This window comes from Pseudomonas sp. TZ252 (assembly GCF_056110345.1).
On sequence record NZ_CM148566.1, the window covers coordinates 5122750 to 5146933 of the forward strand.

General features: G+C 68.5%; 23 protein-coding genes. 12 read left to right on the top strand and 11 right to left on the bottom strand.

The annotated features are described in order from the left end of the window. Positions 1–6 precede the first annotated feature (6 nt). Positions 7–1020, top strand: a complete 1014-nt coding sequence (gene benC, locus ACYAF3_RS23940; RefSeq protein ID WP_003109537.1) for a benzoate 1,2-dioxygenase electron transfer component BenC — start codon at positions 7–9, stop codon at positions 1018–1020. Between the two features lie 24 nt (positions 1021–1044). Further along, positions 1045–1806, top strand: a complete 762-nt coding sequence (locus ACYAF3_RS23945; RefSeq protein ID WP_003113313.1) for a 1,6-dihydroxycyclohexa-2,4-diene-1-carboxylate dehydrogenase — start codon at positions 1045–1047, stop codon at positions 1804–1806. Positions 1807–1811: 5 nt separating this feature from the next. Here ACYAF3_RS23945 and antC read toward each other — a convergent pair whose 3' ends face one another. The 3 genes from antC to antA are packed head-to-tail and all read right to left on the bottom strand — an operon-like array spanning position 1812 to position 4735. After that, positions 1812–2834, bottom strand: coding sequence for an anthranilate 1,2-dioxygenase electron transfer component AntC (antC, locus tag ACYAF3_RS23950; protein WP_003116863.1), 1023 nt, complete (start codon positions 2832–2834; stop codon positions 1812–1814). 18 nt (positions 2835–2852) lie between these two features. Beyond that, positions 2853–3344, bottom strand: coding sequence for an anthranilate 1,2-dioxygenase small subunit (gene antB, locus ACYAF3_RS23955; RefSeq protein ID WP_003158531.1), 492 nt, complete (start codon positions 3342–3344; stop codon positions 2853–2855). Continuing rightward, positions 3341–4735, bottom strand: coding sequence for an anthranilate 1,2-dioxygenase large subunit (gene antA, locus ACYAF3_RS23960; protein ID WP_003113310.1), 1395 nt, complete (start codon positions 4733–4735; stop codon positions 3341–3343). Before antA ends, antB begins: the two co-directional genes overlap by 4 nt. Before the next feature lie 316 nt (positions 4736–5051). Between antA and ACYAF3_RS23965 the strand changes: the two genes are divergently transcribed. Next, positions 5052–6053, top strand: coding sequence for an AraC family transcriptional regulator (locus ACYAF3_RS23965; RefSeq protein WP_019395968.1), 1002 nt, complete (start codon positions 5052–5054; stop codon positions 6051–6053). A gap of 8 nt (positions 6054–6061) precedes the next feature. Here the strand turns inward: ACYAF3_RS23965 and ACYAF3_RS23970 are convergent, their stop codons facing one another. Beyond that, positions 6062–6934 carry a LysR family transcriptional regulator gene (locus ACYAF3_RS23970; protein WP_003089870.1) on the bottom strand — a complete coding sequence of 291 codons (873 nt, stop codon included), beginning with the start codon at positions 6932–6934 and terminating at the stop codon, positions 6062–6064. A 161-nt stretch (positions 6935–7095) separates the two neighbouring features. On the opposite strand from ACYAF3_RS23970, the gene ACYAF3_RS23975 reads away from it, so the two are divergent. The 3 genes from ACYAF3_RS23975 to catA are packed head-to-tail and all read left to right on the top strand — an operon-like array spanning position 7096 to position 9516. Next, positions 7096–8217 (top strand): muconate cycloisomerase family protein, encoded by a 1122-nt coding sequence (locus ACYAF3_RS23975; RefSeq protein WP_003120080.1) that lies wholly within the window; start codon positions 7096–7098, stop codon positions 8215–8217. A gap of 31 nt (positions 8218–8248) precedes the next feature. Beyond that, positions 8249–8539 carry a muconolactone Delta-isomerase gene (gene catC, locus ACYAF3_RS23980; protein ID WP_003089864.1) on the top strand — a complete coding sequence of 97 codons (291 nt, stop codon included), beginning with the start codon at positions 8249–8251 and terminating at the stop codon, positions 8537–8539. Positions 8540–8583: 44 nt separating this feature from the next. After that, positions 8584–9516, top strand: a complete 933-nt coding sequence (catA, locus tag ACYAF3_RS23985) for a catechol 1,2-dioxygenase (RefSeq protein WP_003122649.1) — start codon at positions 8584–8586, stop codon at positions 9514–9516. A 157-nt stretch (positions 9517–9673) separates the two neighbouring features. Here catA and ACYAF3_RS23990 read toward each other — a convergent pair whose 3' ends face one another. Next, positions 9674–9892: a hypothetical protein gene (locus ACYAF3_RS23990; RefSeq protein WP_023084196.1), complete on the bottom strand. Its 219-nt coding sequence runs from the start codon at positions 9890–9892 to the stop codon at positions 9674–9676. Positions 9893–10254: 362 nt separating this feature from the next. On the opposite strand from ACYAF3_RS23990, the gene ACYAF3_RS23995 reads away from it, so the two are divergent. After that, the gene (locus ACYAF3_RS23995; protein WP_003109544.1) at positions 10255–11601 is read left to right on the top strand and encodes an OprD family porin; all 1347 of its coding nucleotides are present in this window, start codon (positions 10255–10257) and stop codon (positions 11599–11601) included. Between the two features lie 251 nt (positions 11602–11852). Next, positions 11853–12470, top strand: a complete 618-nt coding sequence (locus tag ACYAF3_RS24000) for an immunity protein Imm33 domain-containing protein (protein ID WP_003089860.1) — start codon at positions 11853–11855, stop codon at positions 12468–12470. A gap of 3 nt (positions 12471–12473) precedes the next feature. Here ACYAF3_RS24000 and ACYAF3_RS24005 read toward each other — a convergent pair whose 3' ends face one another. Then, the gene (locus tag ACYAF3_RS24005; RefSeq protein WP_003116870.1) at positions 12474–13727 is read right to left on the bottom strand and encodes an SMI1/KNR4 family protein; all 1254 of its coding nucleotides are present in this window, start codon (positions 13725–13727) and stop codon (positions 12474–12476) included. A 117-nt stretch (positions 13728–13844) separates the two neighbouring features. Between ACYAF3_RS24005 and ACYAF3_RS24010 the strand changes: the two genes are divergently transcribed. Then, entirely contained in the window at positions 13845–15185 is a 1341-nt protein-coding gene (locus tag ACYAF3_RS24010) for a leucine-rich repeat-containing protein kinase family protein (protein ID WP_003158528.1), read from the top strand. A gap of 103 nt (positions 15186–15288) precedes the next feature. Continuing rightward, the gene (locus tag ACYAF3_RS24015) at positions 15289–15456 is read left to right on the top strand and encodes a hypothetical protein (protein WP_003089849.1); all 168 of its coding nucleotides are present in this window, start codon (positions 15289–15291) and stop codon (positions 15454–15456) included. A gap of 43 nt (positions 15457–15499) precedes the next feature. On the opposite strand, the gene ACYAF3_RS24020 is transcribed toward ACYAF3_RS24015, so the two are convergent. Genes ACYAF3_RS24020 through ACYAF3_RS24030 form a run of 3 tightly spaced genes read right to left on the bottom strand, consistent with a single transcriptional unit; the run spans position 15500 to position 17828 of the window. Continuing rightward, the gene (locus tag ACYAF3_RS24020; protein ID WP_003158527.1) at positions 15500–16726 is read right to left on the bottom strand and encodes a CynX/NimT family MFS transporter; all 1227 of its coding nucleotides are present in this window, start codon (positions 16724–16726) and stop codon (positions 15500–15502) included. Continuing rightward, on the bottom strand, positions 16723–17178 hold the full coding sequence (locus ACYAF3_RS24025) for a nucleoside deaminase (protein WP_003122651.1): 456 nt from the start codon (positions 17176–17178) through the stop codon (positions 16723–16725). The genes ACYAF3_RS24020 and ACYAF3_RS24025 overlap by 4 nt, the downstream gene beginning before the upstream one ends. Before the next feature lie 17 nt (positions 17179–17195). Then, positions 17196–17828 (bottom strand): ankyrin repeat domain-containing protein, encoded by a 633-nt coding sequence (locus ACYAF3_RS24030; protein WP_003122652.1) that lies wholly within the window; start codon positions 17826–17828, stop codon positions 17196–17198. A gap of 127 nt (positions 17829–17955) precedes the next feature. Between ACYAF3_RS24030 and ACYAF3_RS24035 the strand changes: the two genes are divergently transcribed. Together ACYAF3_RS24035 and ACYAF3_RS24040 are read left to right on the top strand one after the other, a co-directional pair. After that, entirely contained in the window at positions 17956–18834 is an 879-nt protein-coding gene (locus ACYAF3_RS24035) for a LysR substrate-binding domain-containing protein (RefSeq protein WP_003122653.1), read from the top strand. 58 nt (positions 18835–18892) lie between these two features. Then, positions 18893–19408 (top strand): DinB family protein, encoded by a 516-nt coding sequence (locus ACYAF3_RS24040; RefSeq protein WP_003089838.1) that lies wholly within the window; start codon positions 18893–18895, stop codon positions 19406–19408. 154 nt (positions 19409–19562) lie between these two features. Here ACYAF3_RS24040 and oprN read toward each other — a convergent pair whose 3' ends face one another. Continuing rightward, a complete protein-coding gene (gene oprN, locus ACYAF3_RS24045) occupies positions 19563–20981 on the bottom strand; it encodes a multidrug efflux RND transporter outer membrane subunit OprN (RefSeq protein WP_003113303.1) in 1419 nt (472 codons plus the stop codon). Then, on the bottom strand, positions 20978–24166 hold the full coding sequence (gene mexF, locus ACYAF3_RS24050) for a multidrug efflux RND transporter permease subunit MexF (RefSeq protein ID WP_003089834.1): 3189 nt from the start codon (positions 24164–24166) through the stop codon (positions 20978–20980). Before mexF ends, oprN begins: the two co-directional genes overlap by 4 nt. Positions 24167–24184: the final 18 nt, after the last annotated feature.

A 24184-nucleotide genomic window follows, 5' to 3' on the forward strand; every position in this document is an offset into this window, starting at 1 on the left:
CATGCCATGAACCATCGGATCGCACTCAACTTCGAAGACGGGGTGACCCGCTTCATCCATGCCGCGCCCGGCGAGACCGTGGCCGACGCGGCCTACCGCCAGGGCATCAACATCCCCCTGGACTGCCGCGACGGCGCCTGCGGCACCTGCAAGTGCCTGGCCGAGGCCGGGCGCTATGCGCTGGGCCAGGACTACATCGACGATGCCCTCAGCGCCGAGGAAGCCGCCCGCGGCTACGTGCTGACCTGCCAGATGCGCGCCGAAAGCGACTGCGTGCTGCGCGTGCCGGCGTCCTCGACCCTGTGCAGGACCGGCCAGGCGCGCTACGAGGCGCGCATCAGCGAAGTCCGGCAACTGTCGCCGAGCACCATCGGCCTGTCGCTGCGCGGCGAGGCGCTGGCCAGCCTGGCGTTCCTGCCCGGGCAGTACGTCAACCTCCAGGTGCCCGGCAGCGAGCAGCGCCGCGCCTACTCCTTCAGCTCGCTGGCGAAGGACGGCGAGGTCAGCTTCCTGATCCGCAACGTCCCCGGCGGGCTGATGAGCGGCTTCCTCAGTGGCACGGCCAGGGCCGGCGACAGCCTGGCGATGGACGGCCCGCTGGGCAGTTTCTACCTGCGCGAGATTCACCGGCCACTGCTGATGCTGGCCGGCGGCACCGGCCTGGCGCCGTTCACCGCGATGCTCGAACGGATCGCCGAGCAGGGCAGCGCGCACCCGCTGCACCTGGTCTACGGGGTGACCCACGACGTCGACCTGGTCGGGCTCGAGCGCCTGGAGGCGTTCGCCGAACGGATTCCCGGCTTCACCTGGAGCGCCTGCGTGGCCAGCGCCGACAGCGACTATCCGCGCAAGGGCTACGTGACCGAGCACATCGCCGCGCAGCACCTGCACGAGGGCGACGTTGACATCTACCTGTGCGGGCCGCCGCCGATGGTCGAGGCGGTCGAGCGCTACCTGCGCGAGCAGGGCGTGCGCCCGGCGAATTTCTACTACGAAAAGTTCGCTGCCAGCGCGGCCTGAACCCGAGCAGCCAAGGAGATTCCCATGAACGACAGATTCCGCGACAAGGTCGCCTTGGTCAGCGGCGCCGCCCAGGGCATCGGCCTGGGCGTGGCCCGGCGCCTGCTGGAGGAAGGCGCGCGGGTGGTGGCGGTGGACCGCTCCGAGCTGGTCCACGAACTGGCCGGCGACGCCTGCCTGTGCCTGACCGCCGACCTGGAGCGCTACGCCGAATGCCAGCGGGTACTGGAGCGGACCCTGGAGCGTTTCGGCCGGCTGGACATCCTGGTCAACAACGTCGGCGGCACCCTCTGGGCGAAGCCCTACCAACACTACGCCGAGGACGAGATCGAGGCCGAGCTGCGGCGTTCGCTGCTGCCCACCTTGTGGTGTTGCCGAGCGGCGCTGCCGGCGATGCTGGGGCAGGGCAGCGGGGCGATCGTCAACGTCTCGTCGGTTGCCACCCGCGGGGTCAACCGGGTGCCCTATGGCGCCGCCAAGGGCGGGGTGAACGCGCTGACCGCCTGCCTGGCGTTCGAGACCGCCGACCAGGGCATCCGCGTCAACGCGGTGGCGCCGGGCGGCACCGACGCGCCGCCGCGAAGGATTCCGCGCAACGCCGCGGCGCAGAGCGAGGAGGAGCGGCGCTGGTATCGACAGATCGTCGAGCAGACCCTCGACAGCAGCCTGATGAAGCGCTACGGCAGCATCGACGAGCAGGTCGCGGCGATCCTCTTCCTCGCCTCCGACGAGGCGTCCTACATTACCGGCGTGACCCTGCCGGTAGCTGGCGGCGACCTCGGCTGAGCGCTTCAGTCGCCGCTTTCGGTGAACTTCTCCAGGTACAGCCGCAGATGCTCCAGGGAGTGCTCGCGCAGCCACTGGCGGACCGCCTCGACCATCGGCGGCGGCCCGCACAGGTAGAGGTCGAAAGCTTCGTCGCGCAAGCGGGCGGCGTCGAAATGCTCGTGCAGGTAGCCGCGCCGGCCATCCCAGTCGGCGTCCGCCTCGCTGAGCACCGGGACGAAGCGGAAGCCGGGAAGCCGCTCGGCGTAGCCGGCGATCCGTTGCAATTCGCAGAGATCGGCGGCGCGGCGTACCCCGTAGTAGAGATGCACCGGCCGCTCGCAACCGCGCTCGGCCAGTTCGTCGAGCATGCCGAGGAACGCCGACAGGCCGGTGCCGCCGGCCACCAGCAGCAACGGGCGCTCCACCTGGCGCAGGTAGAAGGTGCCCAGCGGCGCCTCGAAGCGGATCTCGTCGCCGACCCGGCAACCTTGGCGCAGGTAGTCGCTCATGGCGCCGCCCGGGAGCAGGCGGATGAGGAACTGCAGGTGGTTCTGCGGATTCGGCCGGTTGGCGAAGGAGTAGGCGCGCCGGCAGTCGCTGCCGGGTACTTGCAGGCGCGCGTACTGGCCGGGCAGGAAGTCCAACTGGCGGCCCGCGGCGCCGGCGTCGAGGCGGAGCAGCGCGGTGTCCTCGGAGAGCAGGCGCAGTTCGCGCACCACGCCGCTGTGCGCCTGGGCCGCGGCGGCGTGGCAGAGGGTCGAGGCGAAGTCGAAGTAGAAGGCCGCGTCGGAGCGCACCCGGGTCTGGCAGGCGAGCACCTTGCGCTGCTCCAGGTCGGCGGCGGAGAGGGTGTCCTCGTCGGCGTAGTCCAGGCTGTAGCTGCCCGCCTCGCAGCGGCCCATGCAGGTGCCGCAGACCCCTTCGCGGCAGTCCAGCGGCAGGTTGATGCCGTGGCGCAGGGCGGCGTCGAGGAGCAGGTCGTCGTGGCCGACGGGCAGGAACAGGGTCTTGCCGTCGGCGAAGCTGAGGGCGACTTTGTGATTCATCGTGACGGGGCCCGCCGTTCAGAGGTGGTAGAAGTCGAGGACCGAGTCGATCCGGTCGTTGAGCAGGACGATGTGCTTGCGCGCGATCAGCCAGGCCTCTCCATGGGGTTTCAGGCGGTAGGTGGCATGGCCGAAGAAGCTGCCGGTCTGGTCCAGGCGCTGGAACAGGGTCTGCCAGTTGACCCGCACTCGCAGCAGGCCGTCGCCTTCCTCGGCGATGCGCACGTTGCCGATCTGGTGCAGGGTGCGCGGCATCGGCACGGTGGACGCGGCCTTGCCGGTGCGGATACGGAACACCCGGTCTTCCAGGCCGGCACGGCTGGGGTAGTAGATCAGCGACATCTCGCGCTTCGGATCGCGGGTGTAGCGCTGCTCGGACTCCCACTGCGGCAGGTGGAACTCGCACTGTTCGTCGAACTGCGCGAGGTAGCCGTCCCAGTCCTGGGCATCGCAGAGTTCGGCGTGGCGGTAGAGGAACTGTTCGACGCGGTACTGCAGTCCGGCGTTCATGGGGTCACCTCCTTCGCGCGCAGGGCCAGGCGCTCCAGGCCGTCGAGGAGGAAGCGCCGCCAATGCGCGTGCTGGTTGACGTAGAGGCCTTCATGGGTGATCTCGGTGCCGGTCAGCAGCGGCGCGATACCCAGCGCCTGGCTGTTCGGCGTCGCGCCTTCGAGCCACTTGCCGTGGCCGCGGGAGATGTCGCTCCAGCGCTCCAGGCGGGCCTGGAAGCCACGCTGGGCTTCGCGGAACTCCACCAGGTCGTCGGGCGTGCCCATCCCGGAGACGTTGAAGAAGTCCTCGAACTGGCGGATCCGGTTCTCCCGGTCGGCGTCCGACTCGCCCTTTACGCCGATGCACTGGCTGACGATCTCGGTACGGTTCCAGGCCAGCGGGCGGACGATGCGCAGCTGCGAGCTGATCTGGTCGATGACGAACAGGCTGGGGTAGAGATTGAGGTTGCGCAGGCGATGCATCATCCACTCGGCGCGGGCCTGGCCGTATTCCGCCACCAGCCGCGGCATCACGCTGGCGTAGCCGGGGCGTACGGCGGGGTTGGGCATCTCGCTGAAGAGCACGCTGTGGCCGTTGGCGAAGGAGAACCAGCCGTCGTCGGTGGCCGCGTCGCCGGCGCCGAGCTTGCTGTAGTCGAGGGTGGCGGCCACGCCGCCGCGCTCGGCCTCGACCTGCTGGCGGTGCTGCACGGTGGCTACGTAGTTGTAGTGCACTGTGCTGACGTGATAGCCGTCCAGGCCATTCTCGTTCTGCAGCTTCCAGTTGCCTTCGTAGGTGTAGGTGGAGGTGCCGGGCAACACTTCCAGCTCGCCGCTGGGAGACTGCGCCACCAGCATGTCGAGGAACACCCGGGCGTCGCCGAGGAAGTCCACCAGGTCGTCCTCGCCGGCGACGTCCAGGCTGACGAAGACGAAGCCCCTGTAGCTCTGGATGCGCGCTTTCTTCAGGCCGCGGGTGGCCTTGTCGAAGCCTTCCGGGTATTCGCCCGGCGCCTTGACCTTCACCAGCCGGCCGTCGTTCTTGTAGCACCAGGCATGGAACGGACAGGTGAAGGTCGACTGGTTGCCCTTGCCGACCCGCACCAGGGTCGCGCCGCGATGCTGGCAGGCGTTGACCAGCGCGTGCAACTGGCCGTTGCCGTCGCGGGTGACGATCAGCGGCTGGCGTCCGGCGCGCAGGGTGACGAAGTCGTGGGGCCTGGCCAGTTCGCTTTCGTGGCAGGCGTAGATCCAGTTCTTTTCGAAGATCAGCTCCATCTCCAGGTCGAACAGCTCCGGTTCGGTGAACATGTCCCGGGCGATGCGGAAGATGCCTTCCTCGGGACGGAAGTCGAGGCAGCCGCCGACATAGTCGCGCCACTGTTCGAGGCTTCTGCGGGTAGCGTTCATGCGTTCTCACCCTTGTGCGTTGTCGTTATGGGTGACCCATTCAACGGCCGCGAGCGGGGGCGGGCTATCCGCTTAGTCGACGATGCGCATCCCGAAAATCCGCAGCCGCCGAGGAGCGGCCGGGGGGCTCGCGGAGGGCTCGGCCGAGGTTCGAGCGGCGCTTGCGGCGGACGCTTTGTCCGGAAAGTCGGCGAACGCTATCCGGATAGTGGAGGATGCGGGGAGCCGGCCTTGCGCCGGCATATGCCTTGCATTTTGCTGAAAACAGAGCGCCAGCAGAGCGCACCCCCAGCCTTGCCGTGTCGAGTGCCGAACCATGATGAGGACCCATCCCGTCGCCGATCGTGGCGATCTCCATGCCGACCACCTGGACCTGGCCGCCGCCCGTTCCTGGATGTCGAAGGTCTGCGGGCCGCACCGGCTCGAAGCGGCGAGCCCGGGACTGGTGCAGTTCCAGCACCACGGCAACGTGCTGAAGTCGATGTGCACCACCCTTGGCTACATCGGCTACGGTACCGACGTCACCATCACCGTCGAGGATGCCGCGGCGTTCAACGCCTACAGCCTGAGCCTGCCGCTCAGCGGCGAGCAGGAGCTGTGCCGGGGCGGGCTGCGCCTGCTCTCCGACGTCCGCCGCGGGGTGATCATCGCGCCCAACGAGCGCCAGGAGCTGAGCATCGCCGGGGACTGCCGCAAGCTGCAGGTGGTGATCGGCCGCACGGCGATGCGCAAGGTCCTGGAGGAGATGTTGCAGCGGCCGATCGATACGCCCTTGCGCTTCGATCCGGAGATGGATGCCCTGGACGGCGCCTCCGCGTCCTGGTGGCGCACCGTGCGGCACATCAGCGAGGAGATGGCGCGCAGCGAACTCTACGCCCAGGCGTTTTTCAGCAGCGACCTGGAACGCGCGCTGATCAAGGGACTGATCCTGGCCCAGCCGAACAACTACAGCGAGGCCCTGCAGCAGGGCCTTGGCGGGCGCCCGCCGCACTACCTGCTGCGCGCCCGCGAGTTTCTCCAGGCCAACGCCCGCGAGACCCTGAGCCTAGAGGACGTGGAACGCGCCGCCGGGGTCTCGCGGTTCAAGCTGTTCGAGGGCTTCCGTCGCTACTTCGGGGTGTCGCCGATGAGCTACCTGAAGCACTACCGGCTCGCCGCGGTGCGCGAGGAGATCCTCGCCAGCGGCGGCGCCCGCAGCATCTCGACGATCGCCCTGGGCTGGGGCTTCAGCCACCTCGGACGCTTCTCCGTGGACTACCGCAAGCGCTTCGAGGAAACCCCGAGCATGACCCAGCGCCGCGCTGCGCGGCCCTCCTGAGAGGGCACTCAGGCGTCCTCGCGGCCGATCAGCGCCAGGCAGCGCCGCAGGTGCGGGGAGCCGTCGCCCTGGCGCCGGCTGACGATGATCGGCGAGGTCAGGGAGGCGTCGGCCAGGGCCTGGTAGGCGACGTCGTCGCGGTGCTGCAACTGCACCGAGGCCGGCACCAGGGTCGCGCCGAGTCCGGCGGCGACCAGGCCGATGGCGGTCTGCATCTCGTTGGCCCATTGCGTCACGCGCAGGCTCAGGCCGTGGGTGGCGAACAGCGCCAGCACGTGGTCGGCGTAGCTCGGCCGCGGCTGGCCGGGGTAGAGCACGAACGGCTCGCGCGACAGGCGCTCCAGGCTCAGCGGCTGGCCGAGCAACGGGTGCCCGGCGGGCAGGGCGGCGACCAGCGGCTCTTCGCTGAGCACGCTCTGGCGGATCGCCGGGTCGTCGATGCGGATGCGTCCGAAACCGATGTCGATACGCCCGCTCTTCAGCGCCTCGACCTGTTGCAGGGTGGTCATCTCCAGCAGGCCCAGCTCCAGCTCCGGGTCGCCGCGCAGGTGGCGGATCAGCTCCGGCAGCACGCCATACAGCGCCGAGGGCACAAAGCCGATGCCGAACCACTGGCGCTGGCCCTGGCCGATCCGCCGGGTGCTGTCGCAGATGCTTTCCAGTTGGTCCAGGAGCGTCGCGCTCTGTTCGTGGAAGAAGCGCCCGGCTTCGGTCAGGCGCAGCGGCCGGCCGCGCTCCAGCAGGGCCACCCCGAGCATTTCCTCGAGTTGCTGGATCTGCCGGCTCAGCGGTGGCTGGGCGATGTGCAACTGCTCGGCGGCGCGGGTGAAGTTGAGGGTCCGGGCCAGCGCCTGGAAGTAGCGCAGGTGACGAAGCTCCATGATACCTCCAGGGTATGGTTCGAGAGGAAGATGATATTGGACCCCAGTGAAGAAGGCGATGGATGCTTGGCCGAGACAACGGCGAAACCCGCTCGGTATCGAGCGAGCCTTGAGCGGCGAACCGTCGAAAACCCGACCGCAACCCTGGTGGACCCCCGAGAATGAGCCAAGCCGTGATCCAAAGCCTCGAGTCGATCATCGTCGACCTGCCGACCATCCGCCCGCACAAGCTGGCCATGCACACCATGAACCGGCAGACCCTGGTGATCCTCCGCCTGCGTTGCAGCGACGGCATCGAGGGCCTCGGCGAAGCCACCACCATCGGTGGCCTGGCCTACGGCAGCGAGAGCCCGGAGAGCATCAAGAGCAATCTCGACGCGCATTTCGCCCCGTTGCTGCTGGGCCAGCCGGCGGACAACGTGAATGCCGCGATGCAGCGCCTGGACCGACACATCAGGGGCAACACCTTCGCCCGCTCGGCGGTCGAGACCGCCTTGCTCGACGCCCATGGCAAGCGCCTCGGCCTGGCCGTCAGCGAACTGCTCGGCGGCCGCCTGCACGACAGCCTGGAGGTGGCCTGGACCCTGGCCAGCGGCGACACCGGCCGCGACATCGAGGAAGCCGAGCGGATGCTCGACCTGCGCCGCCACCGGCACTTCAAGCTGAAGATCGGCGCCGGTGAGGTGGATGCCGACGTGGCCCACGCGATCGCCATCAAGCGCGCCCTCGGCGAGCGCGCCAGCGTGCGGGTGGACGTCAACCAGGCCTGGGACGAAGGCGTTGCCCAGCGTGCCTGCGCGACGCTCGGCGACAACGGCATCGCCCTGATCGAACAGCCCATCGCCCGCCACAACCGCGTCGGCCTGGCGCGCCTGAGCAGCCGCGGCGGCGCGCCGATCATGGCCGACGAGGCCATCGAGAGCGTCGAGGATGCCTTCCACCTGGCTCGCGAGGGCGCCGCCCCGGTGTTCGCCCTGAAGATCGCCAAGAACGGCGGACCGCGCGCGGTGCTGCGTAGCGCGGCGATCGCCGAGGCGGCCGGGATCGGCCTGTACGGCGGGACCATGCTCGAGGGCGGCATCGGCACCCTGGCCGCCGCCCACGCCTTCGTCACCCTCGACCGCCTGGCCTGGCACAGCGAACTGTTCGGCCCGTTGCTGCTGACCGAGGACATCCTCCTCGAGTCGCCGCGCTACCAGGATTTCCACTTGCACGTGCCGCGTGCGCCGGGTCTCGGCCTGGCGCTCGACGAGGAGCGCCTGGCGCGCTTCCGCCGGCGCTGAAGCCGTCCCGCAGACAGAGGAGAAACGACCGATGCTGTTCCACGTGAAGATGACCGTGAAGTTGCCCGTCGACATGGACCCGCAACAGGCCGAGCGGCTCAAGGCCGAGGAGAAGGAAATGGCCCAGCGCCTCCAGCGCGAGGGCAGCTGGCGGCACCTCTGGCGGATCGCCGGGCACTACGCCAACTACAGCCTGTTCGACCTGCCCAGCGTCGAGGCGCTGCACGACACCCTGACCCGGCTGCCGCTGTTTCCCTACATGGACATCGAGATCGACGGGCTTTGCCGGCATCCCTCGTCGATCCATGCCGACGACCGCTGAGATTCCCTTCCCACGCCCGACAACAACAAGCAGAGGCAAACGCCATGACCGTGAAGATTTCCCAGACTGCCGATGTCCAGCGCTTCTTCGAAGAGGCCAGCGGCCAGCTCAACGAACGCGGCGATCCGCGCACCAAGGCCCTGGTGCGGCGCATCCTCGACGACACGGCGAAGCTGATCGAAGAAATGCAGGTCACGCCCGACGAATTCTGGAAAGCGGTGGACTACCTGAACCGCCTGGGCAGCCGCCAGGAGGCCGGCCTGCTGGCCGCCGGGCTGGGCCTGGAGCATTACCTGGACCTGCTGCTCGACGCCCAGGACGCCGAGGCCGGCCTCACCGGCGGCACGCCGCGCACCATCGAAGGGCCGCTGTACGTCGCCGGCGCGCCGCTGAGCGACGGCGAGGCACGGATGGACGACGGCCGCGACGCCGGCACCGTGATGTTCCTCCAGGGCCGCGTCAGCGGTCCCGATGGCCAGCCGCTGGCCGGGGCCATCGTCGATGTCTGGCACGCCAATACCCAAGGCACCTATTCCTACTTCGACAGCAGCCAGTCCGAATACAACCTGCGCCGGCGCATCCGCACCGACGCCGACGGCCGCTACCGTGCGCGCAGCATCGTGCCGTCCGGCTACGGTTGCCCGAGCGACGGCCCGACCCAGGAACTGCTCGACCGCCTCGGCCGCCACGGCCAGCGGCCGGCGCACATTCACTTCTTCGTCTCGGCGCCCGGCCATCGCCACCTGACCACCCAGATCAACCTGGCGGGCGACCGCTACCTGTGGGACGACTTCGCCTATGCCACCCGCGATGGGCTGATCGGCGACCTGCGCTTCAACGACGACCCCGCCGCGGCCCGCGACCGCGGCGTGGAGGGCGGACGCTTCGCCGAACTGGATTTCGACTTCCAGCTCCAGTCCAGCCCGGCGCCCGCCGCCGAGCGCCGCAGCCAGCGGCCGCGGGCATTGCAGGAGTAAGGTGGGAAACGGGGAGGGCGGCTGGTCGCTGGCGACCATGCCGCCTTCTTCCGCCAGGCGCGACGGCGGATAAAAAAAGGCGCCATGACTGGCGCCTCAGGACTTGTCCAAAGGAGCAACCCAAAAAGGACAAGTGTATTGCTCGGTGAAAGGCTGCTCAGCCGTTGCCGTTCTTGCGCTCGGCGCATTTGCTGCGGTCGGTCTTCTGCGCTTGCGCTTCCAGTTGTTGCTTCTGCAGGCGCTTTTCGCGCAGTTCTTTCTGCGCGGCGCGGAATTCGGCGTTGTACTGCCAGGAGCGTTCGCTGCCGTCCTGGGCCTGGGTAGTGGCGGCGGCGGTCGCCAGCAGGGCGGCCAGCAGCATCGGGATGATCTTCATGGCAAACCTCTCGGGTTGGCTCGTCGCCGGGGCGAGGTATTCGTCCCGTTTGAGCAAAGAGTAAGAGCGGACGGATTACCCGAGGGTGAGTGGAAAATTACGTTTCCGATAACTTCGGCGATGCTCCGTTGCATGGCGGAGGAGTCTGCGCGAAGCGCATTAAGTGCGAGTTAAGATTGCGGAAAAGTAATCCCCGCCTCATGTCTGCGTCATTTCCCCGGTTCCAGAATCAGCCCCACGGTCAATGCCGGTTGCGGCAGGACTGCGCGGGGGCGCGATCGACCAGAAGTTCACGCACAGCCAGCGCCGCAAGGCATGGCCGCAGAAGAAAAACAGACATGAACCGATCTGGAGCAATCGCCATGCAAGGGGATGGAAAGAAACGACTGTGGACGCTTCCACTGCTGCTGGGCGCCGGACTGATGGCCTCGGCCGTCGCCGAGGAGAACGCCGAGCGGAGCAAGGAAGGTTTCATCGAGGGCAGCGAGGTCAACCTGCTGCTGCGCAACTTCTACTTCAACCGCGACTTCCGCAAGGGCCAATCGAGCCCGGCGGGCGGCGGCTACACCGAGGAGTGGGTGCAGGGCTTCATGGCCAACTTTTCCTCGGGCTTCACCCAGGGCACGCTGGGCGTCGGCATCGACGCCTTCGCCCAGCTCGGCGTGCGCCTGGACAGCGGCGGCGGGCGTTCCGGCGCCGGCGGTAGCGTCGACCTGCTGCCCTATGACGACCAGGGGCGGCCGCAGGACGACTATTCGCGAGCCGGCGGCGCGGTCAAGCTGCGCTGGTATGGCACCGTGCTGCGGGTCGGCGACGTGTTCCCGGAAACCCCGGTGATCCAGTACGGCAACAGCCGGCTGTTCCCCTCCAGCTTCCGTGGCTTCACCCTGGTCAACGACAGCCTGGCGAAGGGCCTGACCCTGCAGGCCGGCAAGCTGAACTCGATGACCCAACCGAACAGCACCAGCGGCAGCGACGACTTCTACAGCTTCTACACCGGCCGGCGCATCGACTCGCCGTGGGTCGCCTACGCCGGCGGCGACTACCAGGCCACCGAGCACTGGAGCGTCAGCCTCTACGGCAGCCGCCAGAAGGACGCCTGGGACCAGTACTACGCCGGCACCAGCTTCAACTATCCGCTGGACGACAAGCTGTCCCTGCTCGGCGGCGCCAACTACTACAAGGTCAAGGACCAGGGCAGGCAGGTGATGGGCGAACTCGACAACGACATCTGGAGCGTGCGCGGCGGCTTCGCCTACGGTCCGCACCAGGTGCTGCTGTCGTACCAGCGCAACAACGGCGACGACGACTTCGACTACCTGCGCCAGACCGACTCCATCTACCTGGACAACTCGATCCAGTACAGCGACTTCAACTCGCCCAAGGAACGCTCGCTGATGCTCCGCTACGACCTCGACATGGCCGCCTTCGGCGTGCCGGGGCTGAGCTTCATGACCCGCTATGGCAAGGGCTGGGACGCCGATTATTCGAATGCCAACAGCGTCTACATGCGCACCGACGCCAACGGCAACCCGCTGACCAACCAGGGCCGCTGGGAACGCGACGTGGAGGTCAAGTACGTGGTGCAGGGTGGCGCGGCCAAGGACCTGGCGTTCCGCGTGCGCCAGGCCACCGTGCGCTCCGACAGCTTCGAGTCGGACCTCGACGAAGTCCGCCTGATCGTCGAATACCCGCTGCAAGTCCTCTGAAGGCGCGCCGCCGCCCCGTCCGGGGCGGCGCTCTGCGACAGCCCGTTGCTGGCGGCTGCGCGGCGGCGCTGCTACTTTCCTCTGGGTAGGCGGGCCGAAGGGCGGTTCCTGGCCGGGCATGGCTTCGACCTGCCGGTGGGCGCCGCGACCCGAACCTCGGCCACGCCATTCCACCCATGCCGCCCGGGCACCGGCGTGCCCGTGGCAGCCCAGGCTACGGGCGCCGCGTAGCCAGCCAAGCGGGAGTCGACATGGCCTCGTGGACCTTGGTGGACGCCAGTGCGATCGCTGTCCGCCATCCCTACACCTTCTACAAACCGGACGCGGAGACCATCGACCGGGTCGCCGCCGGGGAAAGCGTCAAGCTGATCTTCGCCTTCGATACCGACAACCCCGATGCGCCGCGCGCCGAGCGGCTCTGGGTGACGGTCGAGGGCATCGAGGCGGATGGCGCCTTCAGCGGCCGCCTGGACAACTATCCGCAATACATCCGCGACCTGTCGCTGGGCGAGCGCATCGTCTTCGAGGCGCGGCACATCATCAACACCGAGCACGACCCGCGGGAAACGCCGATCTCGCGCTATGCTCGGCGCTGCTTCGTGACGCGCCGGGTGATAGACGAGGGGAAGGCGGTCGGCTACCTCTACCGCGAGGCGCCGGAAGAGGAAAACGACAGCGGCTGGCGGCTGATGGCCGGCGACGAGTCGGACGACTACATGAATACCGCCGGGACCACCGCCTACGTCAGCCTGGGCTCGGTGCTGAACGCCGACGACAGCATCCTGCCGCTGCTCGACGCGCCGCCGGGACGGGCGTTCGAGCGGCTGGCCGACGGTTCCTTCATAGAGGTGCAGGGACCGGAGGGTTGAGCCTCAGCCAGGCAGCTCGGCGAGGAAGCGCTCCAGGCGCTCGGCCAGGGCCAGGTAGTCGTCGGGACTGCGGTTGCTGCCCATCTTTCCCGACCTGACCCGCCTGGCGTCGCTGCGCTCGCGCTCGGCGCGGCTGGCGAGGGCCAGACGCAGGGCGCTGGCCCTCGCCGGCGACTCCTCCAGCAGCGGTCGCGCCATGATCCGCGCGGCGTCGGCGTCGCCGTATTGCAGGGCGAGGAGCACCGTATTCGGGTCGGAGATCGCGCCGAGCCGCAACAGGCGTTCGGCCAGGACCGCATCGAGGTGCGCGGCGCCAATCTGCAGGCTGTCCTGGTGCACCGCGACGCCTTGGTCGAGCAGCCATCTGGCGGCCTCCAGGCGCCCGCGGGCGAGGCAGGCCTCCAGCACACCGCCGCGTCCGCGCAAGGTTTCGGCGAAGTCGCAGCCGGCATCGCGCAGGCGTTGCAGCAGGTCGATGTCGCCGTCTTGCGCAGCTTCGGCCAGGGCCAGTTGACGCAGCCTTGGCTCGGCGGCCAGGCTGCCGTCGGCGAGGGCCGGCCGCCAGTCGAGGATGCGCTGGCGCAGCAGGACTTCCAGGCGGCCCTTCAGCGCCTTGCCGGGCTCCCCAGCGGCCTCCAGGGCGTCCAGCGCTTCCAGTAGCTCGTCGGCCACGCCGCAGGCGTTCTCGGCATCGAACGGATCCTGTTCGAAGGACAACAGGCGGAACAGCCCGCCGACATCGTCGGCCAGGCGCGTCACCGAATCCTGGTGCAGGCGTCCGGCCCAGGCCGGCGGCAGGCCGTGGCTCCAGGCGATTACCGCGCCATGCTCGGGGCCGGGTTCGACGCAGACGTAGAGCCGCTCCAGGTACTCGAAGCCACCGAACGGCAGGTAGGCCAGCTTGCCGTTCCAGTCGCGGCCTTCTTCTGCCGCGGCTTCCGCCGCCAGCTCGCGCTCGTGTTCGATCCAGCCCCAGAGGTCGTGGTAGCCGTCGCTGTCCGGATAGAACAGTTCGCTGAAAGAGAACGGGTGGCGGTGGCCGTCGTAGTCGACTTCCAGGTCATAGCCGAGGCGCCCGCCGAAACAGGTGCGCCAGAGGCGTAGCAGGTCTTCTGGAATCGGTCCGGCCAGGCCTTCGGCAAGACGCTGGACGTGTTCGGCGGACACCGGCGGTTGGGCGTCGTACACCACGCAGCCGTCGAACACGGCCAGGCGATGGGCCAGCAGGAGTTGGCGTTCGGCGGGGGAGAGTTCCATTCTCTGTGGTCCTGTCGATTCGGGGCGGCCACTCTAGCACGGCGAGGGTGCGCGTTCCGCAACGCCTTGGCTATCATGCGCGGCTTTCCATCCGCCCTGGCCGGAGTCCGTCGAACCATGCACACCTTGCAGCAACTGCGCAGCGGCGAACTGGCCGGCGCCACGCGCCTGGACCTGTCCTGCGGCCTGCGCGAGTTCCCCCGGGAAATCTTCGAGCTGGCCGACTCCCTGGAGGTGCTCAACCTCAGCGGCAACGCCCTGGACAGCCTACCGGACGACCTCGGCCGGCTGCATCGTCTCAAGGTGCTGTTCTGTTCCGCCAACGACTTCGCCGAATTGCCGGCGGCGGTGGGCGACTGTCCGGCGCTGAGCATGGTCGGCTTCAAGTCCAACCGCATCGAGCGGGTGCCGGCCGCGGCCCTGCCGCCAGCGCTGCGCTGGCTGATCCTCACCGACAACCGGATTGCCACGCTGCCCGAGGAACTGGGCCGCCGGCCGTTGCAGAAGCTGATGCTGGCCGGCAACCGCCTGGAGGCCTTGCCCGAGAGCATGGCCGCTTGCGAAGGCCTGGAACTGCTGCGGATCGCCGCCAACCGTTTCCAGCGCCTGCCGGCCTGGCTGGCGACGCTGCCGCGCCTGGCCTGGCTGGCCTACGCCGGCAACCCGTTGTGCCGTCTGCCGGCGCTGGCCGACAGCGGCATCGCTGCGCTGGACTGGAGCGAGCTGAGCCTGGACGGTTTGATCGGCGAAGGAGCCTCCGGGGTCATCCATCGCGCCGGCTGGCACCAGCCGGACGGCTCGACGCGCACGGTGGCGCTGAAGCTGTTCAAGGGCGAAGTGACCAGCGATGGCACCCCCGCCAGCGAGATGGCCGCCTGCCTGGCGGCGGGGCGCCATGCGCAATTGATCGAGGTGCTCGGCCAGCTCGCCGGGCATCCGCAAGGGCGCGACGGGCTGGTGCTGGAGCTGCTCGACGACGCCTATCGCAACCTGGCGGGGCCGCCGAGCCTGGAGTCCTGTACCCGCGACGTCTATCCGCCGGGACTGCGCTTCGAGCTGGCCACGGCGCTGCGCCTGGCGGCCTCGCTCGCCGCGTTGATGGCCCATCTGCATGGACGCGGCATCAGCCATGGCGACTTCTATGCGCATAACATCCTCTGGCGCGAGGATGGCGCCTGCCTGCTGGGCGATTTCGGCGCCGCGTCCTTTCTCCCGGACGACGCCGTGCTCGCCGGCGCCCTGCGGCGCCTGGAAGTACGTGCCTTCGCCTGCCTGCTGGAAGAGTTGCTCGAGCGCAGCGAGGCGCCGCCGGGGCAGGCCTCGCTACGTGCGGCGCTGGTCGAGTTGCAGCGACGTTGCGCGCTGCCACGGGTGAGCGAGCGGCCGGACTTCGGCGAGATCCAGACGATCTTGCGCGACCTTGCCGCTCGCAGCCAGGCGTTTCCTCAAGTTCGATGAATTTGTCCGAAATTGACCGCAGGCTGATAAATATCAACGTAGTTCTAGCGGGCTTGGAGCTAGACTGACAAGTATGTCAGGAACGCGGCCAACGAGGGTAAACATGGATTCCTACGGCGTCACTTTCGCAATCATCGTGCTGGGCATGCTCTTCATCGGCACGGGTTTCACCAAGCGCGACACGCCGTTCGGCCTGTTCCTCATGTGGGTCGGGGTGATCTGCATGCTGGCCATCATCAGCTACCGCATCTATATCGCCACCCATTACTGAAGCGCCACCCGCGCCTGCAATGGCGGGCGCGGAGGTCCGCCGCTCAGTCGCGCGTCTCGCCCATGGCCCGGGCATAGCCGGACGGGGCGAAGCGCAGGGTCACCAGCAACATCGCCACCACGCTCGCCGCGAGCAGCAGCCAGGAGGCCTGGAAGCTGCCGGTGACGTCGCGCAGCCAGCCGGTCAGGTAGGGCACGATGCCGGTGATGATGAAGCCGATGCCTTGCACGAAGGCCGCCAGGCTTCCCGCCGCACGCGGCTCGTGGAGGTGGTCGAGGGTCAGGGTCAGGCTGAGGGCGAAGCAGGCGCCCAGGCCGTAGCCGATCAACGCCACCCACAGCGCCGCGTGCTGCAGCGGCATCAGCAGCAGGCCGCAGAAGCCGCCGAGCTGGACCAGCAGCGCGGCCAGCAGCCAGGGCCGGCGGTCGAGGCGGCGGCGAATCAGCAGCGGCACGCTGAGCGCGGCGAGCACCTGGAAGATGGTCATGATCCCGACCAGCCCGCCGCTGTCCTGGGCGCTCCAGCCGAGCTGGCGGTAGTACACCGGCAACCAGGCCACCATGCTGGTGTAGCCGCCGTTGATCAGCCCGAAATACACCGCCAGCAGCCAGCCACGGCGATTGCCGAAGAAGTGCCGGACCGGCCCCTCGCCAGCGCTCGGCAGCACCTCCCTTGGCCGCGCGAACATCCACAGCAGCAGCGCCAGCAGGGCCGGTACGGCCCAGGCGCCGAGGCCGGCCTGCCAGTTGGAGAAGTGTTCGGCGATCCGCGGGCTGAGCACCGCCGCGGTTCCGCCGCCGGCCATCAGCGAGGCCGAGTAGAGGCCCATCGCCGCCGGGACCCGCCTCGGGAACCAGCGCTTGACCACGCCCGGTACCAGCGCCTGGATGATCGCCACGCCGCTGCCGGCCAGCGCGGCGCTGGCGATCAGCGCCAGCCCGCTATCCAGTTCCAGGCGCCAGAGGCAGGCTGCGGCGATGGCCAGCAGTCCGCAGACGATGCCGCGGTGCTCGGCCAGCCAGCGCCCGAGCCAGGGCAGGAACAGCGCCACCAGGCCCATGCAGAGCACCGGCAACACCGTCAGCAGCGACGCGCCCTGGAAGCCGAGACCGGTGCCGGCGGTGATTTCCTCGAGCAGCGGGCCGATGCCGGTGAGGATCGGTCGCAGGTTGATGCCGAGGCAGAAGATCACCAGCAGGCCGACCCAACTGACCTCCGCCGCGCCGACGCCGGTGGCGGCCTGGCCGCCGGAAGGGATTCGCGCGCTCATGCCTGGCGTTGCCGCCATTGCCGGTACAGACCCTCTTCGCCGGCAGGACGCAGGGCGCGTAGCGGCAGGCTTTGCCGCTGTGGCGGGCGCGCCATCTCGGCGTAGAGCGTGGCCGTGGACAGGCCGAACGGTTCGCCGTCCTCGTTGGAATAGGCGAACCAGGCCGCCTGGATGCCGCAGAGATGCATGGCGGCCAGACACATCGGGCAGGGATGGCCGCTGGCGTAGATCACACAACCGTCCAGACGCGGGCTGCCGAGCGCCTGACTGGCCTGGCGGATCGCCTGCAGTTCGGCGTGGGCGCTGGGATCGTGGGTCTCGTGGATCTGGTTGACGCCGCGGGCCAGGACCCGCCCGTCGCGCACCAGCACGGCGCCGAACGGGCGGCCGCCGGCCTCGACGTTGGCGCGGGCGAGGGCGATGGCCTCGCGCATGAAGATTTCATCGGACATGTCTTTCTCCTTCGCTTTCATTGGGCGCCGGCGGCCAGCAGCAGCCGCTCGATCCCGCCCTGGCCGCGCTGGCGGGCGTGGGCCAGCGGGCTGACGCCGTCGGCATCGGCCAGGTTGATGTCGGCGCCGGCGTCGATCAGCAGGCGCACGATCTCCTGGTGGCGCGGACCACCGTCACTCAGCAGGATCGCCTCGAGCAGCCCGGTCCAGCCGAGCTTGTTGACATGGTTGGGATCGACCCCGGCTTGCAGCAGCGTCTTCACCACTTCCACATGGCCGCGTTCGCAGGCCGGGATCAGCGCGGTGCCGCCATAGCGGTTGGTACTCTTCAGGTCGGCGCCGTGGAGCAGGGTCAGGCGCAGGATTTCCAGGCGGCCCTCGGCGCCGGCCAGCAGATACGGGCTGTCGAGCCGGCTGTTCTGCCGGTTGACGTCGGCGCCGGCCTCGATCAACTGGCGCGCCACCGCCAGGTGGTCGTTGGCGGTGGCCAGCAGCAGCGGGGTGCTACCGTCGGCGCTGGGCGCGTCGACCTCGACCTTGCGTTCGAGCAGGCTGGCGACCTGCGCGGTATCGCCGCGACGCGCGGCTTCGAGCAATGCTCCGGCGTCGCTCGCGCCGGCGCCTCCGCTGAATGCTGCGCAGACCAGCATGGCTCCGCTCCTGCATAGATTGGCCAGGGACATGTCGATGGGCTCCGATAGGCGTTGGCGAAAAGTATGGCGTCGATGTCATGTATGCTGAAATTAAATGATGTAATGCCTTTCAGTGGGAGTGTGCATGCTCGATCTGGTCCTGCTCCGTACCTTCGTCAGCGTTGTCGACACCGGCAACTTCACCCGCGCCGGCGAACACCTGCATCTGACCCAGTCCACCGTCAGCCAGCAGGTCATCCGCCTCGAACAGAACCTCGGTTGCCGCCTGCTCGACCGCAGCCAGCGGCAGGTTTTGCCGACCGAGGAAGGCGAGCGTCTGCTTGGCTACGCGCGGCGCCTGCTGCGGCTCTCGGACGAGGCCAGCGAGGCCCTCAGCCCGGCCCATGGCGACGGCGTGCTGCGCCTCGGCGTGCCGGAAGACCTCGCCGGCGAAGTGCTGATGCCGGTGCTGACGCGCTTCACCGAAGAGCGTCCGCGACTGCGCCTGGAGGTCGAGAGCGGTCTCAGCCATCACCTGCTGCGCCTCTATCGCAGCGGCGAGCTGGACCTGCTGCTGGTCAAGCAGTGGGGGGCCGACAGCGACTGCCATGCACGCTGGGCCGAGCCGCTGGGCTGGTTCGGCAGCGCCACGCGGCCGTTCGGCGAGGGTTCGCCGGAGGAGCCGGTGCCGCTGGTGGTGTTCCCGGTCGGCGCGCTGTATCGCCAGGAGATGATCCATGCCCTGGAGAGCATCGGGCGTCGCTGGCGCATCGGCTATTCCAGCGCCAGCCTGGCCAGCCTGGTGGCCGCGGTCGGCGCCGGACTGGGGGTCAGCCTGCTGCCGCTGGGCTGCGTCGGGCCCGAGCATCGCCTGCTTGGCGCGCAGGCCGGCTTCCCGCCCATCGCTGGCCTGGAGCTGGCGCTCTACGCGCGGCCCGAGCTGGACAGCGCCGGGCGCACCCTCCGCGACCGCCTGCGCGACCTCTGCGATGCACGCCTGGAAGGGTTGCAGGGCGAGCGCTGAGCGCTGTCTCCGGGCTATGATCCGGCTCCCTCAGCGAATGGACACGGAAGCCCGCCACATGTCCCGACCCACCCTGCAAGTCGACCTGCTGGTCGAGTCCTTCAACTACAAGGCCTGGTCCGACCGCCGCACCCTCGATGCCATCGCCCGGATCGACGCCGAGGCGTTCCCGGCCTCGCTGGCCTTCGCCTTGCAACAGCTCAATCACATGGCGATCGTCGAGGAACTGTTCAGGGCACGCCTGCTGGGCGAGCCGGCGCCCCACCAACAGACCAACAGCGAGGTGGTGCCTGGCTACGACGTCCTGCGTCGCCGGCTGGAGGATTCGGCCGCCTGGTTCGCCGGCTATGTCGCCGAGCTGCCGCTGGAGCGTCGCGGCGAATGGCTGCGCTTCCGCTTCGCCGATGGCCGCGACGGCGGCATGACGCGCCAGGAGATCCTCTTCCATATCGTCAACCATGGCACCTACCATCGCGGCGCCATCGGTCATGCCCTCGACCTGGCGGGCGCGCCCCGGCCGGCGGATACCTACACCCTGTATATCCACTCCGCGCAGCCGGAGCGGCGGGAATAGCCCGCGGCAATGGCCGCCGAGCCTCTACGCCATCGCCGAGAAACGACGTGGGGCTCGACCGAGCCCCCGCGCTGCGCATAAAAAAGCCCCGCGACCAGGAGCTGCAATCGCGGGGCTGGAGTGGCCGATTTCCATCGGCCGGGGGATAGCCGGTTCAGGCGCTGGGTTGCCAGCCACCGCCGAGGGAGCGGTAGATCGCCACGATGCCGCGGTACAGCTCGACCTCGGCCTGGGCCTGGGCATCTTCGGCGGAGAGTTGCTCGCGTTCGGCGTCCAGCAGCACCAGGAAATCGGTGGTGCCTTCGCGGTAGCGGATCGCCGCCTGTTGCGCGGCGGCGCGGCTGGCTTCCGACTGGCGGACCAGCGAGACCAGGCGCTCCTGGCGCTTGCCATAGTCGCTGAAGGCATTCGCCGATTCTTCCAGGGCCAGCAGCACCTGCTGTTCGTAGCTGGCCAGCGCGGCGTCGGCGTCGGCCTTGGCGCCTCGCAGGCGGGCACGCACGCTGCCGAGGTCGAAGGCGGCCCAACTGATGCTCGGGCCGACGCTCCAGGCGCGGGCGGCGCTTGAGCCGATCTGCGAGCCCCGCCCGGCGGTGAAGCCGAGGAAGCCGCTGAGGCTGACCCGCGGGAACAGGTCGGCGGTGGCCACGCCGACGTCGGCGGTGCTGGCGGCCAGGCGCCGTTCGGCGGCGCGGATGTCCGGCCGGCGGCGCAGCAGCTCGCCGGGATCGCCGATCGGCAGGGCCTTGGTGATCGCCGGCAGGTCGCGCGGCGAAAGGTCCACTGTCAACTCTTCCGGCCGTTGGCCGAGGAGGGTGGCGATACGATGCCTGGCGCGCTCGGCTTCCGCCTGCAGTTGCGGCACGCTGGCGGCGGTGGCCGCCAGGCGCGCATCGGCGCGCAGTACGTCGAGTTCGGCACCGACCCCGGCGTCGCGCAGTTGCTCGGTGAGCTGGCGCGACTCCTTCTGGTTCTCCAGGTTGCTCAGGGCAATCTTCTCGCGCAGTTGCGCGCCGCGCAGTTGGCCGTAGGCGTCCACCAGCTCGGCGATCAGGCTGACCTGCAGTTGCTGCAGGTCGGCCTCGGCCGCTTCGCTGAGGGCGTCGCTGGACTCCAGCTGACGGCGGATGCGCCCGAACAGGTCAAGCTCCCAGGCGCTATCCAGGCCAAGGTCGTAGCGCTCGCTGTTGACCCGGTCCTCGGTCACTCCCGGTTGCTGGCCCTTGCCGATGTCGGCGCTGGCGCGGCTGGTGACCACCGGGAAGCGATCGTTGGCCACGTCGTCGCGCAGGGCGCGGGCGGCGCGCAGGCGGGCGAAGGCCACGCGCAGGTCGCGGTTGCCGCTCAGCGACTGTTCGACCAACTGGTTCAGGGTCGGATCGTCGAACTGTTTCCACCACAGGCTTTCGAAGCGGCTGCGGTCGTAGGGCTTGCTCGCCGTGGCGTCGATCTTCGCCGCCGCGGTGTCGGGGGTCCGGTAGTCCGGACCCACCGTGCAGGCGCTGAGCGCCAGCAGACTGAACAGACCCAGGGCGGACGCGAGCCCGCTCCGGATCGACTGCGCGTGAATCATGCATGCACCTCTGGCAGGCCTTTGTCGTTGGCGGCGCGGCGCGCTTCGCGGTTCTCCACGAAGCGGCGGATGAGGACGTAGAACACCGGCGTCAGCAGCAGGCCGAAGAAGGTCACCCCGATCATCCCGGAGAACACCGCCACGCCCATCGCATGGCGCATCTCGGCGCCGGCGCCGGTGGAGATCACCAGCGGCACCACGCCCATGATGAAGGCGATGGACGTCATCAGGATCGGCCGCAGGCGCAGGCGGCAGGCTTCCAGCACCGCGGCGACGCGGTCCATGCCTTCCTCCTGCTTGTCCTTGGCGAACTCGACGATCAGGATCGCGTTCTTGCACGCCAGCCCCACCAGAACGATCAGGCCGATCTGGGTAAAGATGTTGTTGTCGCTGCCGGCCAGGATCACCCCGGTGATCGCCGACAGCAGGGTCATCGGCACGATCAGGATCACCGCCAGCGGCAGGCTCCAGCTCTCGTACTGGGCGGCCAGCACGAGGAAGGCCAGCAGCACGCAGAGCGGGAAGACGAACAGCGCGGTATTGCCGGCGAGGATCTGCTGGTAGGTCAGCTCGGTCCACTCGTAGGTCATGCCGTTGGGCAGTTCCTCCTTCAGCAGCTTCTCGATCGCCGCCTGCGCCTGGCCGGAGCTGTAGCCCGCGGCCGGGGCGCCGTTGAGTTCGGCGGTGATGAAGCCGTTGTAGTGCATCACACGGTCCGGACCGGAGGTGTCGCTGACCTTGATGAAGGACGCCAGCGGGACCATCTCGCCGAGGTTGTTGCGCACCTTCAACTGGCCGATCTGCTCGGGTTCGAGGCGGAACTGCTGCTCGGCCTGGACGTTGACCTGATAGGTACGGCCGAAGCGGTTGAAGTCGTTCGCGTACAGCGAGCCGAGGTAGACCTGCAGGGTGTCGAAGATGTCGCTGATCGCCACGCCGTGGGTCTTGGCCTTCTCGCGGTCGATGTCGGCGTCGATCTGCGGCACGTTGACCTGGTAGCTGGAGAACACCGAGCTGGGTTCCAGCTCAGGCAGCGCACGGGCCTTGGTGATGATGTTCTGGGTCTGCTTGAACAGCTCCTCGTAGCCCTGGTTGCCACGGTCCTCGATCTGCAGGCGGAAGCCGCCGATGGTCCCCAGCCCCTGTACCGGCGGCGGCGGGAAGATCGCGATGTAGGCGTCCTGGATGTCGGCGTACTTGGCGTTCAGCGCGGCGGCGATGGCCCCGGCCGACTGGCTCGGGTCCTTGCGCTCGTCGAACGGCTTCAGCGGGGTGAACACGATGCCGCTGTTCGGGCTGTTGGTGAAGCCGTTGATCGACAGGCCGGGGAAGGCCACCGAGTCCGCCACGCCGGGCTGCGCCAGGGCGATCTCGGACATCTGCTTGATCACCGCCTCGGTACGGTCCAGGCTGGCCGCGTCGGGCAACTGGGCGAAGGCCACCAGGTACTGCTTGTCCTGCTGCGGGACGAAACCGGTCGGCGTGCTGGAGAAGCCGAAGTAGGTCAGCACCATCAGTCCGCCGTAGACCAGCAGGGCGATCGAGCTGCCGCGCAGGACCCGGTTCACCGTGCCGACGTAGCCATGGCTGGCGCGGTCGAAGAAACGGTTGAACGGACGGAACAGCCAACTGCCGAGGAGCTTGTCGAGGAACACCGAGAAGCGGTCCTTCGGCTCGTGGTGGCCCTTGAGCAGGACCGCCGCCAGCGCTGGCGACAGGGTCAGCGAGTTGAACGCCGAGATCACCGTGGAGATCGCGATGGTCAGGGCGAACTGGCGGTAGAACTGCCCGGTGAGGCCGGAGATGAACGCGGTCGGGATGAACACCGCGCAGAGCACCAGCGCCGTGGCGATGATCGGCCCGGTCACCTCGCGCATGGCACGCTTGGTGGCTTCCACCGGCTTGAGGCCGAGGCCGATGTTGCGCTCGACGTTCTCCACCACCACGATGGCGTCGTCCACCACGATGCCGATGGCCAGCACCAGGCCGAACAGCGACAGCGCGTTGAGCGAGAAGCCGAGCATGTGCATCACCGCGAAGGTGCCGATCAGCGACACCGGCACCGCGGCCAGCGGGATGATCGAGGCGCGCCAGGTCTGCAGGAACAGGATCACCACCAGCACCACCAGCACCAGGGCTTCGAACAGGGTGTGCACCACCGCCTCGATGGAGCCGCGGACGAAGATGGTCGGGTCGTAGACGATGGAGTAGTCCATGCCTTGCGGGAAGCTGTGCTTCAGCTCGGCCATCTTCTCCCGCACCAGGTTGGAGATCTCGATGGCGTTCGAGCCGGGACGCTGGAAGATCGGGATCGCCACCGCCGGCTTGTTGTTCAGCAGCGAACGCAGGGCGTACTGGTTGGAGCCCAGCTCGACCCGGGCGATGTCGCGCAGACGGGTGATCTCGCCGTTGGCGCCGGCGCGGATGATGATGTTCTCGAACTCTTCCTCGGTGACCAGGCGACCCTGGGTGTTGATCGACAACTGGAAGCTGGTGTCGCTCGGCGCCGGCGGCGCGCCCAGGGTGCCGGCGGCGACCTGGCGGTTCTGCTCGCGGATGGCGTTGACCACGTCGGTGGCGGTGAGGTTGCGCGAGGCGACCTTGTTCGGGTCCAGCCAGACGCGCAGCGAATAGTCGCCGAGGCCGAACAACTGGACGTCGCCGACGCCGTCGAGGCGGGCCAGTTCGTCCTTCACGTTGAGCACCGCGTAGTTCGACAGGTAGAGCATGTCGTAGCGGTTATCCGGCGAGGTCAGGTGCACGACCATGGTCAGGTCGGGCGAGGCCTTGTCGACGGTGATGCCGAGCCGGGTCACTTCTTCCGGGAGCTTCGGCTCGGTCCGGGTGACGCGGTTCTGCACCTGCACCTGGGCGTTGTCCAGGTCGGTGCCGAGGGCGAAGGTGATGGTCAGGGTCAGCTTGCCGTCGGAGGTCGACTGGGAGGACATGTAGAGCATGTTCTCCACCCCGGTGATCGCCTGTTCAAGGGGAGAGGCGACGGTCTCGCCGATGACTTTCGGGTTGGCGCCGGGGAAGTTGGCGCGGACCACGACGGTCGGCGGCACCACTTCCGGGTATTCGCTGATGGGTAGCTGGAACAGGGAGATGGCGCCGCCAATCAGGATCAGCAGCGACAGCACCGCGGCGAAGATCGGCCGCTGGATGAAGAATTGGGAGAAATTCATCGGTTCTTCCTATCGCCG

Bases quoted from the DNA above. Each gene is read 5' to 3' on its own strand.
- ACYAF3_RS23965 (WP_019395968.1), top strand. From the start codon at position 5,052: ATGATGAGGACCCATCCCGTCGCCGATCGTGGCGATCTCCATGCCGAC.
- ACYAF3_RS24025 (WP_003122651.1), bottom strand. From the start codon at position 17,178: ATGTCCGATGAAATCTTCATGCGCGAGGCCATCGCCCTCGCCCGCGCC.
- mexF (WP_003089834.1), bottom strand. From the start codon at position 24,166: ATGAATTTCTCCCAATTCTTCATCCAGCGGCCGATCTTCGCCGCGGTG.
- oprN (WP_003113303.1), bottom strand. From the start codon at position 20,981: ATGATTCACGCGCAGTCGATCCGGAGCGGGCTCGCGTCCGCCCTGGGT.
- ACYAF3_RS24040 (WP_003089838.1), top strand. From the start codon at position 18,893: ATGTCCCGACCCACCCTGCAAGTCGACCTGCTGGTCGAGTCCTTCAAC.
- ACYAF3_RS23945 (WP_003113313.1), top strand. From the start codon at position 1,045: ATGAACGACAGATTCCGCGACAAGGTCGCCTTGGTCAGCGGCGCCGCC.
- catC (WP_003089864.1), top strand. From the start codon at position 8,249: ATGCTGTTCCACGTGAAGATGACCGTGAAGTTGCCCGTCGACATGGAC.
- ACYAF3_RS23975 (WP_003120080.1), top strand. From the start codon at position 7,096: ATGAGCCAAGCCGTGATCCAAAGCCTCGAGTCGATCATCGTCGACCTG.
- ACYAF3_RS24010 (WP_003158528.1), top strand. From the start codon at position 13,845: ATGCACACCTTGCAGCAACTGCGCAGCGGCGAACTGGCCGGCGCCACG.
- ACYAF3_RS23995 (WP_003109544.1), top strand. From the start codon at position 10,255: ATGCAAGGGGATGGAAAGAAACGACTGTGGACGCTTCCACTGCTGCTG.
- antA (WP_003113310.1), bottom strand. From the start codon at position 4,735: ATGAACGCTACCCGCAGAAGCCTCGAACAGTGGCGCGACTATGTCGGC.
- antB (WP_003158531.1), bottom strand. From the start codon at position 3,344: ATGAACGCCGGACTGCAGTACCGCGTCGAACAGTTCCTCTACCGCCAC.
- ACYAF3_RS24000 (WP_003089860.1), top strand. From the start codon at position 11,853: ATGGCCTCGTGGACCTTGGTGGACGCCAGTGCGATCGCTGTCCGCCAT.
- catA (WP_003122649.1), top strand. From the start codon at position 8,584: ATGACCGTGAAGATTTCCCAGACTGCCGATGTCCAGCGCTTCTTCGAA.
- ACYAF3_RS24020 (WP_003158527.1), bottom strand. From the start codon at position 16,726: ATGAGCGCGCGAATCCCTTCCGGCGGCCAGGCCGCCACCGGCGTCGGC.
- ACYAF3_RS23990 (WP_023084196.1), bottom strand. From the start codon at position 9,892: ATGAAGATCATCCCGATGCTGCTGGCCGCCCTGCTGGCGACCGCCGCC.
- ACYAF3_RS24005 (WP_003116870.1), bottom strand. From the start codon at position 13,727: ATGGAACTCTCCCCCGCCGAACGCCAACTCCTGCTGGCCCATCGCCTG.
- ACYAF3_RS23970 (WP_003089870.1), bottom strand. From the start codon at position 6,934: ATGGAGCTTCGTCACCTGCGCTACTTCCAGGCGCTGGCCCGGACCCTC.
- benC (WP_003109537.1), top strand. From the start codon at position 7: ATGAACCATCGGATCGCACTCAACTTCGAAGACGGGGTGACCCGCTTC.
- ACYAF3_RS24030 (WP_003122652.1), bottom strand. From the start codon at position 17,828: ATGCTGGTCTGCGCAGCATTCAGCGGAGGCGCCGGCGCGAGCGACGCC.
- antC (WP_003116863.1), bottom strand. From the start codon at position 2,834: ATGAATCACAAAGTCGCCCTCAGCTTCGCCGACGGCAAGACCCTGTTC.
- ACYAF3_RS24015 (WP_003089849.1), top strand. From the start codon at position 15,289: ATGGATTCCTACGGCGTCACTTTCGCAATCATCGTGCTGGGCATGCTC.
- ACYAF3_RS24035 (WP_003122653.1), top strand. From the start codon at position 17,956: ATGCTCGATCTGGTCCTGCTCCGTACCTTCGTCAGCGTTGTCGACACC.